This is a genomic window from Bacillus sp. 3G2 (genome assembly GCF_044324725.1).
Classification (GTDB): Bacteria; Bacillota; Bacilli; order Bacillales; family Bacillaceae_G; genus Bacillus_A; species Bacillus_A mobilis.
The window spans coordinates 3759803-3777881 of record NZ_CP172246.1 but is presented as its reverse complement, the minus strand read 5'-3'; the positions used below and the strand labels follow the sequence as shown (position 1 = coordinate 3777881).

The window sequence follows — 18079 nt, the reverse complement described above, 5'->3', positions numbered from 1 at the left end:
TAATTGACATCGTAATTAGAATAGTTGTAAACTAAAAAACGTGATCAAGATTGTATTAATATGTTTCTGAAAAAACATTAGTACAGATTGTTAGGTACACAAAATTATTCTCAACCGACAGATAAATTTGTTGGTTTACATTGTTGCGTTTTCAGTCTAGCTAATAGATAGTGAAAGCGTTTCAGAATATGGTTCAAGAGAGGAAGAGGTGAACGGAATGGGTACTAAAACAAAAAAGACCCTATTTAATGTTGATGAGCAAATGAAAGCTATCGCAGCTCAATTTGAAACATTACAAATTTTAAATGAAAAAGGCGAAGTTGTGAATGAAGCAGCTATGCCTGAATTATCAGATGATCAATTAAAAGAATTAATGCGCCGTATGGTGTATACTCGCGTACTAGATCAACGTTCTATTTCTTTAAACCGTCAAGGACGTTTAGGTTTCTACGCACCAACAGCTGGACAAGAGGCTTCTCAATTAGCAAGTCATTTCGCACTTGAAGCAGAAGATTTCATCTTACCAGGATATCGTGATGTGCCACAATTAGTATGGCACGGTTTACCATTATACCAAGCATTCTTATTCTCTCGTGGACATTTCATGGGTAACCAAATGCCTGAGAATGTAAATGCACTTGCTCCACAAATCATTATCGGTGCGCAAATCATCCAAACTGCTGGTGTTGCGTTAGGTATGAAACTACGTGGTAAAAAATCTGTTGCAATTACTTACACTGGTGACGGTGGTGCTTCACAAGGTGACTTCTACGAAGGTATGAACTTTGCAGGTGCTTTCAAAGCTCCAGCAATCTTCGTTGTACAAAACAACCGTTATGCAATCTCTACTCCAGTAGAAAAGCAATCTGCAGCTAAAACTGTAGCACAAAAAGCAGTAGCAGCAGGTATTTACGGAATTCAAGTAGACGGTATGGATCCATTAGCTGTATACGCAGCAACTGCTTTCGCTCGTGAGCGTGCAGTAAATGGCGAAGGCCCTACTTTAATCGAGACTTTAACATTCCGTTACGGTCCACATACAATGGCTGGTGATGACCCAACTCGTTACCGTACAAAAGATATCGAGAACGAATGGGAACAAAAAGATCCAATCGTACGCTTCCGTGCATTCTTAGAAAACAAAGGCCTATGGTCTCAAGAAGTTGAAGAGAAAGTAATTGAAGAAGCAAAAGAAGATATCAAACAAGCAATTGCTAAGGCTGACCAAGCTCCAAAACAAAAAGTTACTGATTTAATGGAAATCATGTACGAAAAAATGCCTTACAACTTAGCTGAACAATATGAAATTTACAAAGAAAAGGAGTCGAAGTAAGCCATGGCTCAAATGACAATGATTCAAGCAATCACTGATGCTTTACGCGTTGAAATGAAAAATGACCCTAACGTACTTGTGTTTGGTGAAGACGTTGGTGTAAACGGCGGTGTATTCCGTGCTACTGAAGGTTTACAAGCTGAATTCGGTGAAGATCGTGTAATGGATACTCCACTTGCAGAGTCTGGTATTGGTGGACTTGCAGTTGGACTTGCATTAGAAGGTTTCCGTCCAGTTCCAGAAATCCAATTCTTCGGTTTCGTTTATGAAGTAATGGATTCAATTTCTGGTCAATTAGCTCGTATGCGTTACCGTTCTGGTGGACGTTGGACTGCTCCAGTAACAGTTCGTTCTCCATTCGGTGGCGGTGTTCATACTCCTGAACTACATGCTGATAGCTTAGAAGGATTAGTGGCTCAACAACCTGGTCTAAAAGTTGTTATTCCATCTACTCCATACGATGCAAAAGGTCTTTTAATCTCTGCGATTCGTGACAACGATCCAGTTATCTACTTAGAGCATATGAAATTGTACCGTTCATTCCGTCAAGATGTACCAGAAGGCGAATACACAATTGATTTAGGCAAAGCTGATATCAAACGTGAAGGTACAGATGTATCTGTTATCGCTTACGGTGCTATGGTTCACGCTGCATTAAAAGCTGCTGAAGAACTTGAAAAAGAAGGTATCTCTCTAGAGGTTGTTGACTTACGTACAGTTCAACCATTAGATATCGAAACAATCATCGCTTCTGTTGAAAAAACAGGCCGCGTAGTTGTAGTTCAAGAAGCGCAAAAACAAGCTGGTATTGCAGCTAACGTTGTAGCGGAAATTAACGACCGTGCAATCTTAAACTTAGAAGCTCCAGTTGTACGTGTTGCAGCTGCTGATACAGTATTCCCATTCTCTCAAGCTGAGAGCGTATGGTTACCAAACCATAAAGATATTGTTGAAGCTGTTAACAAAGTAATGAACTTCTAATTTTTAGCTTTTCATGTGCAAAAGAAATCAGCACATGCTGGTTTCTTTTGTACATATTCCATAATAATGAAATGAATCAGGGGGCTGAATTCCGTGGCATTTGAATTTAAACTACCAGATATCGGTGAAGGTATCCACGAAGGTGAAATCGTAAAATGGTTTATTAAACCAGGCGATGAAGTAAACGAAGACGATGTACTTCTTGAAGTACAAAATGATAAAGCAGTAGTAGAAATCCCTTCTCCTGTTAAAGGTAAAGTACTTGAAGTACTTGTAGAAGAAGGAACAGTTGCAATTGTAGGAGATACATTAATTAAATTTGATGCTCCTGGATACGAAAACCTTAAATTTAAAGGTGACGATCATGATGCAGCTCCAAAAGCTGAAGAAGCAGCAGTAGAAGCTCCAGCAGCGGAAGCTACTCCAGCAGCAACTGCAGAAGTAGTAAATGAGCGCGTAATCGCTATGCCATCTGTTCGTAAATATGCTCGTGAAAACGGCGTAGACATTCATAAAGTAGCTGGTTCTGGTAAGAACGGCCGTATCGTTAAAGCTGACATCGATGCATTTGCAAATGGTGGACAAGCAGTAGCAGCAACTGAGGCTCCAGCAGCAGTAGAAGCTACTCCAGCAGCAGCGAAAGAAGAAGCACCAAAAGCACAACCAATCCCAGCTGGTGAATATCCAGAAACTCGTGAGAAAATGAGTGGTATCCGTAAAGCGATTGCTAAAGCAATGGTTAACTCTAAGCATACAGCTCCTCACGTAACATTAATGGATGAAGTAGATGTAACAGAACTTGTTGCTCACCGTAAGAAGTTCAAAGCTGTTGCAGCTGACAAAGGTATTAAATTAACTTACCTTCCATACGTTGTTAAAGCTTTAACATCTGCATTACGTGAATACCCAATGTTAAACACTTCTTTAGATGATGCTTCTCAAGAAGTAGTTCATAAACATTACTTCAACATCGGTATCGCAGCTGATACAGACAAAGGTCTATTAGTACCAGTTGTTAAAGATACAGATCGCAAGTCTATCTTCACTATTTCTAACGAGATCAATGATCTTGCTGGTAAAGCACGTGATGGTCGTTTAGCTCCGGCTGAAATGAAAGGTGCTTCTTGCACAATTACAAACATTGGTTCTGCAGGTGGACAATGGTTCACTCCAGTTATCAACCACCCAGAAGTAGCAATCCTTGGTATCGGCCGTATCGCTGAGAAGCCAGTTGTGAAAAACGGTGAAATCGTTGCAGCTCCAGTATTAGCATTATCTCTAAGCTTTGACCATCGTTTAATTGACGGCGCAACTGCTCAAAAAGCATTAAACCAAATTAAACGTCTATTGAATGACCCACAATTATTAGTAATGGAGGCGTAATAACAATGGTAGTAGGAGATTTCCCAATTGAATTAGATACAGTCGTTGTTGGTGCAGGTCCTGGTGGATACGTTGCGGCAATTCGTGCAGCACAATTAGGTCAAAAGGTAGCAATCATTGAAAAAGCTAACCTTGGTGGCGTATGCTTAAACGTTGGATGTATTCCTTCAAAAGCGTTAATCAATGCAGGTCATCGTTATGAGAATGCAATGCATTCTGATGACATGGGTATCACTGCAGAGAACGTAAAAGTTGACTTTACAAAAGTTCAAGAATGGAAAAACGGCGTAGTTAAGAAATTAACTGGCGGTGTTGAAGGCCTTCTTAAAGGTAACAAAGTTGAAATCATTCGCGGTGAAGCTTACTTCGTAGATGCTAACACATTACGCGTAATGACTGAAGATGCAGCTCAAACGTATACGTTTAAAAATGCTGTTCTTGCAACTGGTTCTACACCAATCGAAATTCCAGGATTCAAATACTCTAAACGTGTTATCAACTCTACAGGCGCTTTAAGCTTACCTGAAATTCCTAAAAAACTTGTTGTAATCGGCGGCGGTTACATCGGTATGGAATTAGGAACTGCATATGCTAACTTCGGTACAGAAGTTACTGTAGTAGAAGCTGGCGACGAAATCTTAGCTGGTTTCGAAAAAGCTATGAGCTCTGTTGTTAAACGTGCTCTTCAAAAGAAAGGTAACGTTAATATCCATACAAAAGCTATGGCTAAAGGCGTTGAAGAAACAGAAACTGGCGTAAAAGTTAGCTTTGAAGTTAAAGGTGAAATCCAAACTGTAGAAGCAGATTACGTATTAGTAACTGTAGGTCGTCGTCCAAACACTCAAGAAATCGGTCTTGAGCAAGTTGGAGTTAAAATGACTGACCGCGGCATCATCGAAATCGATGAGCAATGTCGTACAAACGTACCAAACATCTATGCAATCGGTGATATCGTTCCTGGACCACCATTAGCTCACAAAGCTTCTTACGAAGGTAAAGTAGCTGTTGAAGCGATTAGTGGCCATGCATCAGCAATCGATTACATCGGAATTCCTGCAGTATGCTTCACTGATCCAGAATTAGCATCTGTTGGTTACACTAAGAAACAAGCAGAAGAAGCAGGAATGACAGTAGCTGTATCTAAGTTCCCATTCGCTGCAAACGGTCGTGCGTTATCATTAAACAGCACTGACGGTTTCCTACAACTTGTAACACGTAAAGAAGACGGTCTTCTTGTAGGTGCTCAAGTTGCAGGTGCAGGCGCTTCTGATATTATCTCTGAGATTGGTTTAGCTATCGAAGCTGGAATGACAGCAGAAGATATCGCTCAAACAATCCACGCTCACCCAACATTAGGTGAGATCACAATGGAAGCAGCTGAAGTTGCTCTTGGAATGCCAATTCACATTGTAAAATAATTACAAAAAAACGTCTTCTAAATTTAGAAGACGTTTTTTCTGTGTTATATGCATAGAAAAATAAGAGGTGAATCTCTTCGATTCACCTCTTATTTTTATTCTTTATTTTCAAATTGATACATTTCTTTATTTGTACTAGTGTCATTATAAAGGAATAACACGATATCAGCATTTAGTTTTTCGAGGTCTTGTTTTATATTTTTACTTGCCGCAAATCGTGGATCAATAAATGTTGTTTGTTCAAACTCTTGTGCAAATAAAGGATAAGTTGCATCAGCATAAGAATCTTTAATAATGACAGCATGTAGTTTGTTTTTTGCATCTGGATTTAAGATATTTATCTGTGCATAGTCTGTTTGGTAAACAGAACTATAGTCTGGTGAAAGCTTATTTTTGTCCGCTGCAAAGAATTCCTTCATTGGCATTTGCATCGATTCTTCTGATTTTGGACCGAGATACACAGTGTAATTATCCCACATATTTGGGTTTTGCTTTAATTGTACATATGGGATTGTTTCAGGTGTTTTTATTAAATTGTACAGTTGTTTATTCCAACTACCGATAAATTGTCCATTCGGTTTTTCTGTAGTGATTTTATAATCATCTCGATTAACAGCATTACCTTTAACTATTTTAGATTCATTAGTAAGGTGATTCATTGTTTGTTCGTATGCATAAAATGCACCTTTCATATTCCAATGGTGATCGGTTTTAAAGTATAGATCTTCTAATTGTTCATGAGTAAATTCTTTTTGAAAAGTAGGAAGAACATCAATAACAGGAAAATTTATTTTCTGTAACTCTTGTACAAAGTAATCGCGATGCTTTTGATCGTACCCACGATCTACATATGGCGGGTATTTATACGAAAATGCCGTTAGTTTACTTGGAGCTAACAAGAAATAAAATTCTGTTTTTGGAAATTGAGTTTGTAAGTTTTCTAATTCATTAACAGATTGTTTAATTTGATTACGCATATCTATTTTGGTAGGTGCAGATAAAATGAAACCGTCATCTGCAACATAATTGTTATTTACGAAAGTTCGATTGAATTTCATTTGTAACTTTGTGTATGTTTCAATAAATCTGTCTCGTGCTGCAATGTGATCTGTAAAATGTAACTCAGTATCTTTGAAATATTTTCCGGATTTTATAGTATCGATAGTTAGGACTGGATTCAAAGCTAATTCTCTATTTTCAAAATCAGAAAAACTTTTTTTGTCCCAATATATTATTTTTCCGGTCCATATACACATTCCAAAAATAATAGCGAGAAATCCTGTAATTAATATACGATTAGTGAAATTTTTCATAGTTAGCCCTCCTTTAGAAGCGGAAGTAAATAAATGGATTGTAAGTTGCATTCGTTAAATACATCATAGTTATAATTAAAACACTCAAGTAATAAAGTGGAGATAAAATGACGACCTTTTTATTTGCTAATAGATTCTTGATCCAAGAGAAAATTGGAGCTGATGTAATAATAGCAAGTATAAAGATTCCCCAATAATTCATTACATAGAAATAACTCGTAATGTCAGTTAACGATCCATTTAATCCGAACATTGCTTGTAAAAATTTTGAGCAGTAGCTAAAATTATCAGCGCGGAAGAAAACCCAACCAATAATCACTAAAAACATAACGTATATGTGTTGAATCGGCCACCATAATTTTTGTAATATTTTTTCGAAACCAGCCTTTTCTAAAGCAATTAAACATCCGTAATAAATACCCCAAATCATAAATGTCCAACTAGCTCCATGCCAAAATCCGGTTAACGCCCATACGATGAAGAGATTACGATAGATTTTCATCGTAGATACTCGATTCCCGCCTAATGGAATATAAACATAATCACGGAACCAAGAACCAAGTGAAATGTGCCAACGACGCCAAAATTCAGAGATGGATTTGGAAATATATGGGTAATTGAAATTTTCTAAGAAATCAAATCCAAACATTTTTCCTAATCCAATTGCCATATCACTGTAACCTGAAAAGTCGAAATAAATTTGTAATGTGTAAGCGATCGCGCCAATCCAAGCGGTAGATACGCTCATTGTTGCTGGGTCCATCGCAAATATTTCATCAGCAATAGCTCCCAATTGATTCGCAATTAAAACCTTTTTTCCCAATCCAATGATGAAACGACGAATTCCTTCTGAAAACTTATCAGCAGTAACTGTTCTAACATGTAATTGATGAGAGATTGTATTATATCGAACAATTGGTCCTGCTACTAATTGTGGGAAAATGGTAAAGTATAGTGCGAGATCAAATAGATTTCGCTGGGCTGCTACTTTTTTCTTATAAATATCGATAATATAACTCATTGCATGGAAAGTGAAAAATGAAATTCCAATTGGCAAGGGGATTTTTTCGAGTACAATGTTTGTATGAAAAATTCCATTTATATTATCTACTAAGAAATTAGCGTATTTAAAATATCCTAGTATAGCAATGTTGACAACGATTGCTATAGTAAGAATGACTTTTCTATTTGCACTAGACAGTTGGTCCTTATTAAGCCAAATTCCGAACCAATAGTTGATGAAAATAGAAAAAAGCATTAGGAAGACATATATTGGTTCTCCCCAAGCATAAAATAATAAACTAAACAATAGAAGAACTATGTTTTGTAATTCTTTCCGTACGGAGTAGTACACGAAAAGAATGGCAGGTAAAAACAGGCATAAGAAAAACAAATTGCTAAATACCATGTATCATTAATTCCTTTCTATCTTATCTCTTTAAGGAGTATATCATGCGATAAATGAATAATCTATCTTATAGGAGATATAAGAGAAGTTATTGTTAAAAACGAGGGATATTCGCATTTGAATAGTTGGAGAATTTACAAAAGAAAAAATCCAACGATGAATTAGGTGGATTTTGGAAAAGTCTACTTTCAAAATGTTAAGAGGGAAGAGCTGAAGCATATAATAGGAAGAAGAAGGGGGTAACGCTATGAAAATTACGCTAGCTTCATTTTTTCATCTAGTTTTATGGAGTGGATTTTCAGCAGTGTTATTATTGTCAAGTCGTGATAAATTACATTATAAAATTTTTCTTTTTCTTATATTTTTGTACTTAGCGTATGTCATAGCGTATGTCATACTAAGTGCAAGGAGAAAAGCAATACTTCTTACTTGCACAAATAGTATGATCTTTCTAATCGTTTATTTTTGTTTTTAAATTAACGTTTATAGAAATACATTGTTCTTCCATTAAATAATTGTAATTCTCCTTCTAATTTCTTCGCTAGAAAACGGCAAAATTCATTTGCTTTTCCTTTATCACCAAATGTTGCATTAGGTGGTAAAGAAATCTGAATAAAAGATTGTTCCTTTTCTATACCAACACCAACATAAATGGAGTCATATCGATCGTGAGTAGATTGTAGTTTTAATGTTGTTGCTGATGTTTCTAAAATTTCATAAGGAAAAGCGGTATTTGTATAAGCGTAATTAATTTGAACACCAGTTTTGGAAGTAACTGTTTGATAGTAAAGAAAAAGTTGTTTTATATCATCTATTGAAACAGATTGTTGATTGGATTTAGGTACAAGCGTAATAAAGGCATGTTGCATATAAGTTCCCCCTAACTTAGTAGAATACTATTATTCTACATCCTACTGAATTTTTTGACAATTAAAAGGAGTATTCCTTTTTTTGTTTAATATACTAATGAAAGATGATGTAGAAAGGTGGAAACCGATGTTTGAAAAATTGTATGATGAGCATGAAAGTGTGAAGGTACGATTTTTGGGGTTTATGACACATGATACTCGTTATGATTTTGGTATTATTTATACAAATATGTTTTTTGGAAAGCCACTCATTGTTTGCATGCAAACAGGAAGATCTACTTTACTTGGACGAGATGATGTAGAGAATGTGCAACATATACAGGAAGTTTTCAAATTAGGATCAGAAGAGGAAGCGGCAGAGTTAGCTCAGTTTTTTAAATTTTTAGTCCCATCTACTTCTTTGCATGCGGAATATGAAGAATAATTAATATGAAACAGTCGTATGTATAAATATGGCTGTTTTTTCGTTTGAATATCGCATACTAATTTAAATTAAAAATATTCAATGTGTTATACTAAAAACCTATTGACGTAAAAAGTATAACATATTAAAATAAAGACAGAAAGTTAAGCGGTTACAAAAGTTTTTGGGATTATAAACTTAGGGGGAAATGAAAAATGGGAACGATCGTATGTCAAGATTGTGAAGGTACAATTGCACACTTCGAGGATGAGAAAGTAACGGTACTTTACGGGAAATGTGGATCTTGCGGATGTGATCACACAGAGCATACAAAAGCCCAATAATTGATAGGAAATGGACAGTTAAAAGTTTTTAGGACCATAAACTTAGGGGGAAATGAAAAATGGGAACAATCGTATGCCAAGTATGTGAAGGAACAATCGGTCATTTTGAAGATGAAAAAACGACAGTGCTTTACGGAAAATGTGGTACAAATTGTGACTGTGCTAATAAAGACAAAGCGAAAGCTTAATTATAAATAAGTAGATTATTATTAAAACTCAGGGGGAAATGAAAAATGGGAACAATCGTATGCCAAGTATGTGAAGGAACAATCGGACATTTTGAAGATGAAAAATCAACAGTACTATACGGGAAATGCGGATCTCATTGCGAATGTGACCATAAAGAACATACAAAAGCTTAAATAAGAAGAAGCGCCTACATATGTATATGTAGGCGCTTTTTTAATAAATTGTAGTTGTATGGCCAACTGTTGCAACGATTGCATCATCTCTAATCGGAATAAATCCTATCGATGTCTGTGGAGTGCTAGGCGAGGCGTAGTGGCTCATGAGGCGGCTATCAATACGGGTAATAGTATCGGTCAAGAAAGCTGAAATAAAAGCGTAAGGGACGCGTCGTTCATTTAACGCGTATATAATTTCTTCTTTTGTTTTTACACCTACGCCATGTCCGTAAAAAAAGAAATTTCCTAGATAGATAGTATTTTCTCCTTGCCACTCAATTGTAGCTGGATTCACTTGTGGATTTTTAAAATAAACGAGGTCGCCGGGAACTAGATCGCCACCCGTTTTTGTTATGAGCTTTAAATCTTGATCGTAGTCCCACGTATAAAGTAAAAGGTTTGCAAAGAGACGGTTGAACGTTTCTTCCTCATACAAGGATAGTAAAGCTTTGTAAAAAATAATGATCATAGCGGTGGCACATTCAGTTCCATATAGTTTTCCGTTTTTGAAAATATCTTGTATGGCAATGGAAGGGGGTATGTTTGGGAGGAGCTCGAATCCCCCAAGTGACGTTCTTTTCCAATATTGGGGGTTGCAAAAGGACTGTTGAAATGTGCGAAACTGAAATCCACTTTGAAAAAGTTCTAATGCAGAAGTAATAATATTCACTCGCAAATTGAGATCAAAGCTGAGTTCATCAGAGGTTCGGAAGGAATAAATTTCTTGATTTCCTGCCATTATCGATAAAATTTGTTGTTTCTCAGCTGCAAATGGCTCATATTCATTTGTGATATAAGGATGTACAATAGAACGGCCTATTACAATCATAATAGTATCCCCACCTATACATTACATTACTTCATATCGTATGAGAAAAGGAAAAAAGGGTGAAAGAAAAGCCTATCAACTGATAGGCTTGTACTCTTTAATCACACGTAATGTTTGTAATGTCATATCTTCAGGACCTTGTACAGGTAAACCCGCTTCTAAGTTTTTACGAATATACTCTAAGTTATCTTGTGTAATAATTTCCCCCGGAGTAAAGATTGGAATCCCTGGCGGATAAACCATAACGAAATCAGCTATAATACGACCTGCTGCATTTTCAAACGGAATGACTTCTGTTTCCGAATAAAAAGCATCTCGAGGAGAAAGTGCTAGCACTGGTATTTCTGGGATTTCTACTTGTATTTGAACACCTTTATCGGCTTTATTTCTAAATGTTGCTGCTAAATCTTGTAATGCTGCAATAAGTGTATTTGTCTCACTTTCTGTATCTCCGAAAGTGACAAGGCATAGTATGTTGTATAAATCGGAGAGTTCTACTTCAATGTTATATTGCTCTCTAAGCCATACTTCAGCCTGATGGCCTGTAATACCTAAATCTTTTACAGATACAATTATCTTTGTAGGATCATAGTTAAAAGTAGCATCCGTACCTAGCATTTCTTTCCCAGGACAGTAAAGATCCTCAATAGCATTAATAGCATCACGAACTTGTTCCGCTAATTGTATTGTTTGTTCTATGAGTGCTGTTCCTTCTGTAGCAAGACGTTTTCTAGCAACATCTAGGGATGCTAACAAGATGTAAGAAGTTGATGTCGTCGTAAGCATGCTAATAATAGATTGAACATGTTTTACGTTTACAAGGCCTTCCTTCACGTTAAGAATAGAACTTTGCGTTAAAGACCCTCCTAATTTGTGAACACTTGTTGCTGCCATATCTGCACCGGCTTGCATCGCTGACATCGGCAATTCATCGTGAAAATGAATATGAACACCATGGGCCTCATCAACGAGTACAGGGATATCGTAAGAATGTGCTAATTGGACAATCTGTTCTAAGTCTGCAGCAAAGCCAAAGTATGTTGGGTTAATAACAAGTAAGCCTTTCGCATCTGAATGCTCTTCAAGTGCCTTTTTGACAGATTGAATTGTGATTCCATGCGAAATACCGAGTTTTGGATCGATTTCAGGATGCATGAAAATCGGTTTTGCACCTGAGAAAATAATAGCTGACATTACTGATTTATGCACGTTTCGTGGCACTAGGATTTTGTCACCAGGACCGCAAACGCTCATCACCATTGTCATTATTGCACCACTTGTACCTTGAATAGAAAAGAAAGTATGATCCGCACCAAATGCAGCGGCTGCTAAATCTTGTGCTTCCTTAATCATACCTTTTGGATGATGTAAATCATCGAGCGGCGCAATATTAATTAAATCAATTGCTAATGCATTATGCCCAATAAATTCGCGAAATGTAGGATCCATACCTTGTCCTTTTTTATGACCAGGAATATGGAATTGAATTGGATTTCGCTTACTGTGCTCAACTAAAGCGGTAAACAATGGTGTTTCGTATTGGGACAATCTATACACCCCTTCTTCTTCATAATATTTAGTATTATTTGTTTTATATAATCCTGTTCTAAAAAAAGTTAAGTTCTTTTTTAGTATGAGGTTTGTTTTTCTGCCATTCACAAAAGTGTTTTTGAGATGGTAGGTTCACTTTGTTTTCTATAAAACAAAAGCATTATATCACCAATAATTATAGATGTATAGAAAAAAATATTTTTACAGTGGGTATGTTAAATAGTTATTTCCAATTATCTTATAGAGGAAGACAATTCCATCATAAGGAATAAATAGTGTATAATGCAAAGTGGCTATAGTGAAGAAGAAAAAATTCCTTTAAGATAGCATATTGAAATAAGAAGAAATGATAAATGAGGTGCAAAATGGAATATCAATATCCGCTAGATTATGATTGGTCAAATGAGGAAATGGTTGCAATTGTGAAGTTTTATGAAGCAATTGAGAAAGCATACGAAAAAGGAATTATAAGAGAAGAATTAATGGGATTATATCGTCGTTTTAAAGAGATTGTTCCATCTAAAGCAGAAGAGAAGAAAATTGATAAAGAGTTTCAAGAAGTAAGTGGATATTCTATATATCGTGCGATTCAAAGGGCAAAAGAAACTGAAGAACAAAAGCTTGTGAAAATGTAAAAAATATTTTGAAAAATAAAAACTGAAGTGATATAATGTGATAACAACTAAAAACGGACAATATAAATTGTCCGTTTTCTACTATCGATTACAAAGTGCATATAAAGGAAGGAGTGATTGCATCGTAGATTCAATCTTAGCAAGGAATTGTTCGTTGGTCATTGCTGAAAACTCCTCTGGTGATATATGAATACCAACTAATAATTCTGCTTTTTTTACAGTAGCTAGACGTTCAATCATTTTTTGTAAGTCTTCTGTTTCAAGTGTTCTATGTAATTTTACACTTGGTTTAGTATGGTCAATGGACCAAACGAAGTCATTTGGAATATTTGTTTTTAAATCATTTATATGTTCTAAGAAGGCGTGAGCCGTCTCCACTTTTTGTGGACACTCATAGATTAATCCAAAGTATATGAAGGCATGAGTACCCCATAATCCAATTTGGAAATGTGGTAGCATTTTATATCCGCGTTTATTTGTTGAAAAAGCAACCCAAGTATCGTTTGGTGGATTGACTTTGCGACGTGCATGTTTTGCTACATGATAAAAAAAGTTCTCATCAGTTTGTTTGGATAAATACGTTGCAAACTGTTCCCCTAAAGCTTCCAGCTTAGGATGAATGTTCGTTTTAATTGCACTCATTCGTTCTTCGAGACCATCAACTGTAAAGACCTCAAAATCAGTTGACTTGAATGTTTGTAGTGTCATGATTGTTCCTCCAACTCCTATTTTGCTTTTATTTTAGCATAGCTTGTACTATTCATAAAAAAAACAGCACAAAAAAATTTAAATAAAAAAATATAATTTTGTTGCATAGATGATTTATCCAACATAGTATAGTATAAAACAAAAAATCAGAAAATTGAATCAATTCTAGTCCGAGGGCAGACGAATATTGGGAGGAGGCAAATAATATGAGACAGGTGATTAATGCGTTAAAGAGAACAGATGCTGAAAAGAGAATACCGGTGCTACGTTTGGAGCTAGATTATGAATTAGCAACTTTATATGATGCGATGATGGAAAATGATAAACTGAAAAAAGAAGAGTGTGTACAAAAGTTAGAAGTGTTAAGACTTGAAATGATTCGTTTAGAGGCGTAATAATAGTATATGTATAAAAAATTAGTTGGTGCGAACCTTATAAAGGGTTCGTTTTTTCTGTGAACAGTATAGATCGGAGTGTTTAAACATGCAAGAAGTATGGAAAGACATCGATGCACACGCCAAACAGTGGATTCGAGATGCAGGAGAGTTTTTAATGGCATCAATGGAAAAAGCACTTATTATAGAAACGAAATCCAATGCAGCTGATTTAGTAACAAATATGGACCGAGAAATAGAACAGTTTTTAATTGGGAAAATTAAAGAAACATTCCCGAACCATAATATTTTAGGAGAAGAAGGTTATGGAGATGAGGTAACTTCGTCTGATGGGGTTGTTTGGTTAATTGATCCAATTGATGGCACGATGAACTTTGTTCATCAAAAAAGAAATTTCGCAATTTCAATTGGAATTTATGAGAACGGTATCGGAAAGGTTGGACTCATTTATGATCCAGTTCATGATGAATTATACCATGCGGTAAAGGGAGCTGGAGCATTTTGTAATGAAGTACCAATACCTTTATTGGAAAAAGGAACTATAGAGCAAGGTATTGTAGCTTTAAATGCGATATGGCTTACCGACAATCGATTGCTGAATAAGGAAAGTATGATGGCACTGGTTAAGAAAGCAAGAGGCACGAGATCATATGGTTGTGCAGCGTTAGAGATGGTATACGTTGCAACAGGAAGAATAGATGCATATGTAACGCCGAGATTATCACCATGGGATTTTGGTGGGGGACAGATAATTGTAGAGGAAGTTGGAGGCAAGGCGACAACATTTGCTGGATCCTCGCTTTCTATCGTAGAGAAGAGCAGCGTATTAGTTGCAAAACCAGGAGTGTATGAAGAGGTGTTACGATTTATAGCGGAGTAACAAAAAAAGTAAGAGGCTGTATAAGCGCTTCTTACTTTTTGACGTTATTGCGATTTACGCATTTTTCTTTTTGTTACAAAACCGTATCCAACTGTAACAAATGTGCCGATAATGCAAATAATAACACCGATGGGACTATTTTCAGCAACCATAATTCCGATACCGATTAAGAAAATAACACCGATAATTGCAGTTAATAAAAAGCGATATTGAATGTGTTCCATTTCTTCACCCTCCAATTTTATTTTACTTTCACAAAAGTAAGAATACAACTATATTTTCATTCTTGATTTTATTTTGATTGCCATTGTATCCCCTTCGCTCTTATAATAGAGAAGGATTAAAAAGACATTAGGAGTTGGACATGTTGAAAAAACGACAAGATTTACGAAATATAGCAATTATTGCCCACGTTGACCATGGTAAAACAACACTTGTTGACCAGTTATTACGTCAAGCGGGGACGTTCCGTGCGAATGAACATATTGAAGAACGCGCAATGGACTCAAACGATCTAGAAAGAGAACGTGGTATTACAATTTTAGCGAAGAATACTGCGATTCACTATGAAGATAAAAGAATTAACATTTTAGATACACCTGGTCACGCTGACTTCGGTGGAGAAGTAGAACGTATCATGAAAATGGTTGATGGTGTTCTACTTGTTGTTGATGCATATGAAGGTTGTATGCCACAAACACGATTTGTTTTAAAGAAAGCTCTTGAGCAAAATTTAACTCCAATCGTTGTTGTAAACAAAATTGACCGTGACTTCGCTCGCCCTGATGAAGTAGTTGATGAAGTAGTTGACTTATTCATCGAACTTGGTGCAAACGAAGATCAATTAGAGTTCCCAGTTGTATTTGCATCAGCAATGAACGGAACAGCAAGCTTAGATTCAAATCCAGCAAATCAAGAAGAGAATATGAAATCATTATTTGACACAATTATTGAACATATTCCAGCACCAGTTGATAACAGCGAAGAGCCACTTCAATTCCAAGTAGCACTTCTTGATTACAATGACTATGTTGGTCGTATCGGGGTTGGACGCGTATTCCGTGGTACAATGAAAGTAGGACAACAAGTTGCATTAATGAAAGTTGACGGAACTGTAAAACAATTCCGTGTAACGAAATTATTTGGTTACATTGGATTAAAACGTCAAGAAATTGAAGAAGCAAAAGCTGGAGATTTAGTAGCTGTTTCAGGTATGGAAGACATTAACGTAGGTGAAACAGTATGTCCGGTTGAGCATGAAGAGGCTTTACCATTATTACGTATTGATGAGCCGACACTACAAATGACATTCCTTGTAAATAACAGCCCATTTGCAGGTCGTGAAGGTAAATTCATTACATCTCGTAAAATTGAAGAGCGTCTTCGTTCACAATTAGAAACAGATGTAAGTTTACGTGTAGATAATACAGATTCTCCTGATGCGTGGATAGTATCTGGACGTGGGGAATTACATTTATCTATCCTAATTGAAAACATGCGTCGTGAAGGTTATGAACTACAAGTATCTAAGCCTGAAGTAATTATTAAAGAAGTTGATGGCGTAAGATGTGAGCCTGTAGAGCGCGTACAAATCGATGTACCTGAAGAATACACTGGTTCTATTATGGAATCTATGGGTGCACGTAAAGGTGAAATGTTAGATATGGTGAATAACGGAAACGGTCAAGTTCGCCTTACTTTCATGGTTCCAGCACGTGGTTTAATTGGTTACACAACAGAATTCTTAACATTAACTCGTGGTTACGGTATTTTAAACCATACATTCGATTGCTACCAACCAGTACACGCTGGACAAGTTGGTGGACGTCGCCAAGGTGTTCTAGTTTCACTTGAAACAGGAAAAGCATCACAATACGGTATTATGCAAGTTGAAGACCGTGGTGTAATCTTCGTTGAACCAGGTACAGAAGTATATGCTGGTATGATTGTCGGAGAACACACTCGTGAGAACGACTTAACAGTTAACGTTGTGAAAATGAAACAACAAACTAACATTCGTTCTGCGACGAAAGATCAAACTTCAACAATGAAAAAACCACGCTTAATGACTTTAGAAGAGTCATTAGAGTACTTAAACGATGATGAGTTCTGTGAAGTAACTCCAGAATCAATTCGTTTACGTAAAAAGATTCTTGATAAGAGTGAGCGTGAAAGAGCTGCTAAGAAAAAGAAATCTGTAGAAGCGTAAAATAATAGAACAGCTACCTTTGAGGGGTAGCTGTTTTTTTATTGTATTTATTTTTGGAATATTTACTCTTTTTTGTGGACAGTATTTTTTTTGCAGGTTACTCTTGTATTAAGTACATAAATAAAATTTGTTTTTTGTGAGAAAGGGGGATGAATGATGTTAGAAAGAATGTCATTTTTTGCGAAATTATGTAAAGTTGATGAAAATCCAGAACTAGGGATGTGGTTACTATATGGCACCATTATTATATTAAGCGCACTTGTGTATAATTTAGGTTTTGCAAGAAAACTATCAATAATAAAAAATATAGTGATATATATATCGTTAGCGATTGGGTGTACAGTTTTAACTTTCTTTGCAGTTTTTTTACCTGTTGGAGAGGGGCTTGTTGTAGCGGCAATTGTACTTGGGATTTATAGGTTGCGTTTACGTCAAGCAAGACAACAAAAAGCAGGGTGAGGGGGCGGATTTTTATGCGTTCAGTACAAGATGCACTATATAATTGGTTAACAATTAAAACAGTTGCCGAAGCACGTCCAGATGATCGTGCTGCAAAGGAAACATATTTGTTATTTCAAAATATGATATATGAAGAACATAAATTAAAAAATGTGGAGGTTAAAAAGAACGAAGAAATGTATTTGATTACATATGAAATGAATGAAGAAAAAAAAACTGCCAGGTTTCCATTAGAAGCTATTGATTGCTTTTTGGATCAAATGAATCGTGAACCTGAAAAATATAAATAAGTCCTTATCTATGTGATTAAGGACTTATTTACATTTTACCAATCGTCTTCGACTTTTTTATCACGATATAATCGGAAATTACCACTTGCATGACGTTCCATCGTACGTTCTGCAATTCGTTCCGAACATTCCATGCACATATATGTATGAATAGGGCGGTTACGCAGTTTTTTTGCCATAGGATTTTCATCATCTAACATATCTTTTTTATCACAAATCATACATTTGACTCTCATTTCGTCACCTCAATACGAATTCTATCAATAT

23 protein-coding genes are annotated in these 18079 nt (G+C 36.1%); 15 read left to right on the top strand and 8 right to left on the bottom strand.

Annotated features, from left to right (window positions below; genetic code table 11):
- Positions 1 to 217 precede the first annotated feature (217 nt).
- The 4 genes from pdhA (at position 218) to lpdA (ending at position 5115) form a co-directional block, all read left to right on the top strand.
- A complete protein-coding gene (gene pdhA, locus ACHZK0_RS19220; protein ID WP_000536893.1) occupies positions 218 to 1333 on the top strand; it encodes a pyruvate dehydrogenase E1 component subunit alpha in 1116 nt (371 codons plus the stop codon).
- 3 nt (positions 1334 to 1336) lie between these two features.
- Positions 1337 to 2314 carry a pyruvate dehydrogenase complex E1 component subunit beta gene (gene pdhB / locus ACHZK0_RS19215; protein ID WP_000068166.1) on the top strand — a complete coding sequence of 326 codons (978 nt, stop codon included), beginning with the start codon at positions 1337 to 1339 and terminating at the stop codon, positions 2312 to 2314.
- A gap of 93 nt (positions 2315 to 2407) precedes the next feature.
- Complete coding sequence (pdhC, locus tag ACHZK0_RS19210) at positions 2408 to 3697, top strand: pyruvate dehydrogenase complex dihydrolipoyllysine-residue acetyltransferase (RefSeq protein WP_000863412.1); 1290 nt, start codon at positions 2408 to 2410, stop codon at positions 3695 to 3697.
- A 5-nt stretch (positions 3698 to 3702) separates the two neighbouring features.
- The gene (lpdA, locus tag ACHZK0_RS19205) at positions 3703 to 5115 is read left to right on the top strand and encodes a dihydrolipoyl dehydrogenase (RefSeq protein ID WP_061678278.1); all 1413 of its coding nucleotides are present in this window, start codon (positions 3703 to 3705) and stop codon (positions 5113 to 5115) included.
- A 95-nt stretch (positions 5116 to 5210) separates the two neighbouring features.
- Here lpdA and ACHZK0_RS19200 read toward each other — a convergent pair whose 3' ends face one another.
- Together ACHZK0_RS19200 and ACHZK0_RS19195 are read right to left on the bottom strand one after the other, a co-directional pair.
- Positions 5211 to 6428 carry a DHHW family protein gene (locus ACHZK0_RS19200; protein ID WP_270340150.1) on the bottom strand — a complete coding sequence of 406 codons (1218 nt, stop codon included), beginning with the start codon at positions 6426 to 6428 and terminating at the stop codon, positions 5211 to 5213.
- Between the two features lie 13 nt (positions 6429 to 6441).
- Positions 6442 to 7836 (bottom strand): MBOAT family O-acyltransferase, encoded by a 1395-nt coding sequence (locus ACHZK0_RS19195; RefSeq protein WP_270340152.1) that lies wholly within the window; start codon positions 7834 to 7836, stop codon positions 6442 to 6444.
- A gap of 247 nt (positions 7837 to 8083) precedes the next feature.
- Between ACHZK0_RS19195 and ACHZK0_RS19190 the strand changes: the two genes are divergently transcribed.
- Positions 8084 to 8311: a hypothetical protein gene (locus ACHZK0_RS19190; protein ID WP_064474945.1), complete on the top strand. Its 228-nt coding sequence runs from the start codon at positions 8084 to 8086 to the stop codon at positions 8309 to 8311.
- A 1-nt stretch (position 8312) separates the two neighbouring features.
- On the opposite strand, the gene ACHZK0_RS19185 is transcribed toward ACHZK0_RS19190, so the two are convergent.
- A complete protein-coding gene (locus ACHZK0_RS19185; protein ID WP_073516266.1) occupies positions 8313 to 8705 on the bottom strand; it encodes a DUF1885 family protein in 393 nt (130 codons plus the stop codon).
- 127 nt (positions 8706 to 8832) lie between these two features.
- Between ACHZK0_RS19185 and ACHZK0_RS19180 the strand changes: the two genes are divergently transcribed.
- The 4 genes from ACHZK0_RS19180 to ACHZK0_RS19165 all read left to right on the top strand — a co-directional run bounded on the left by ACHZK0_RS19180 (position 8833) and on the right by ACHZK0_RS19165 (position 9814).
- Complete coding sequence (locus ACHZK0_RS19180) at positions 8833 to 9129, top strand: DUF3055 domain-containing protein (RefSeq protein ID WP_262740445.1); 297 nt, start codon at positions 8833 to 8835, stop codon at positions 9127 to 9129.
- A gap of 194 nt (positions 9130 to 9323) precedes the next feature.
- Complete coding sequence (locus tag ACHZK0_RS19175; protein WP_000536778.1) at positions 9324 to 9452, top strand: GapA-binding peptide SR1P; 129 nt, start codon at positions 9324 to 9326, stop codon at positions 9450 to 9452.
- Positions 9453 to 9511: 59 nt separating this feature from the next.
- Positions 9512 to 9640: a GapA-binding peptide SR1P gene (locus tag ACHZK0_RS19170; RefSeq protein ID WP_000536800.1), complete on the top strand. Its 129-nt coding sequence runs from the start codon at positions 9512 to 9514 to the stop codon at positions 9638 to 9640.
- A 45-nt stretch (positions 9641 to 9685) separates the two neighbouring features.
- A complete protein-coding gene (locus ACHZK0_RS19165; protein WP_000536796.1) occupies positions 9686 to 9814 on the top strand; it encodes a GapA-binding peptide SR1P in 129 nt (42 codons plus the stop codon).
- A gap of 40 nt (positions 9815 to 9854) precedes the next feature.
- Here ACHZK0_RS19165 and ACHZK0_RS19160 read toward each other — a convergent pair whose 3' ends face one another.
- Entirely contained in the window at positions 9855 to 10685 is an 831-nt protein-coding gene (locus tag ACHZK0_RS19160) for a protein-glutamine gamma-glutamyltransferase (protein WP_262740433.1), read from the bottom strand.
- A 75-nt stretch (positions 10686 to 10760) separates the two neighbouring features.
- Complete coding sequence (gene speA / locus ACHZK0_RS19155) at positions 10761 to 12233, bottom strand: arginine decarboxylase (protein ID WP_061678273.1); 1473 nt, start codon at positions 12231 to 12233, stop codon at positions 10761 to 10763.
- Positions 12234 to 12601: 368 nt separating this feature from the next.
- Between speA and ACHZK0_RS19150 the strand changes: the two genes are divergently transcribed.
- On the top strand, positions 12602 to 12871 hold the full coding sequence (locus tag ACHZK0_RS19150) for a UPF0223 family protein (RefSeq protein WP_000456541.1): 270 nt from the start codon (positions 12602 to 12604) through the stop codon (positions 12869 to 12871).
- A gap of 81 nt (positions 12872 to 12952) precedes the next feature.
- Here the strand turns inward: ACHZK0_RS19150 and ACHZK0_RS19145 are convergent, their stop codons facing one another.
- The gene (locus tag ACHZK0_RS19145; protein WP_262740431.1) at positions 12953 to 13579 is read right to left on the bottom strand and encodes a YktB family protein; all 627 of its coding nucleotides are present in this window, start codon (positions 13577 to 13579) and stop codon (positions 12953 to 12955) included.
- Between the two features lie 206 nt (positions 13580 to 13785).
- On the opposite strand from ACHZK0_RS19145, the gene ACHZK0_RS19140 reads away from it, so the two are divergent.
- Both ACHZK0_RS19140 and ACHZK0_RS19135 read left to right on the top strand, forming a co-directional pair.
- Positions 13786 to 13974, top strand: a complete 189-nt coding sequence (locus ACHZK0_RS19140) for a hypothetical protein (RefSeq protein WP_001250166.1) — start codon at positions 13786 to 13788, stop codon at positions 13972 to 13974.
- Between the two features lie 88 nt (positions 13975 to 14062).
- On the top strand, positions 14063 to 14854 hold the full coding sequence (locus tag ACHZK0_RS19135) for an inositol monophosphatase family protein (protein WP_262740430.1): 792 nt from the start codon (positions 14063 to 14065) through the stop codon (positions 14852 to 14854).
- 44 nt (positions 14855 to 14898) lie between these two features.
- Here the strand turns inward: ACHZK0_RS19135 and ACHZK0_RS19130 are convergent, their stop codons facing one another.
- The gene (locus ACHZK0_RS19130) at positions 14899 to 15078 is read right to left on the bottom strand and encodes a DUF5325 family protein (RefSeq protein WP_000400130.1); all 180 of its coding nucleotides are present in this window, start codon (positions 15076 to 15078) and stop codon (positions 14899 to 14901) included.
- Positions 15079 to 15218: 140 nt separating this feature from the next.
- Between ACHZK0_RS19130 and typA the strand changes: the two genes are divergently transcribed.
- The 3 genes from typA (at position 15219) to ACHZK0_RS19115 (ending at position 17812) form a co-directional block, all read left to right on the top strand.
- Positions 15219 to 17063, top strand: a complete 1845-nt coding sequence (gene typA / locus ACHZK0_RS19125) for a translational GTPase TypA (RefSeq protein ID WP_000914755.1) — start codon at positions 15219 to 15221, stop codon at positions 17061 to 17063.
- A gap of 156 nt (positions 17064 to 17219) precedes the next feature.
- Positions 17220 to 17522 (top strand): YlaH-like family protein, encoded by a 303-nt coding sequence (locus tag ACHZK0_RS19120; protein ID WP_000893660.1) that lies wholly within the window; start codon positions 17220 to 17222, stop codon positions 17520 to 17522.
- A gap of 14 nt (positions 17523 to 17536) precedes the next feature.
- On the top strand, positions 17537 to 17812 hold the full coding sequence (locus ACHZK0_RS19115) for a hypothetical protein (protein ID WP_262740429.1): 276 nt from the start codon (positions 17537 to 17539) through the stop codon (positions 17810 to 17812).
- A 35-nt stretch (positions 17813 to 17847) separates the two neighbouring features.
- On the opposite strand, the gene ACHZK0_RS19110 is transcribed toward ACHZK0_RS19115, so the two are convergent.
- On the bottom strand, positions 17848 to 18048 hold the full coding sequence (locus ACHZK0_RS19110; RefSeq protein WP_001995040.1) for a YlaI family protein: 201 nt from the start codon (positions 18046 to 18048) through the stop codon (positions 17848 to 17850).
- Positions 18049 to 18079 lie beyond the last annotated feature (31 nt).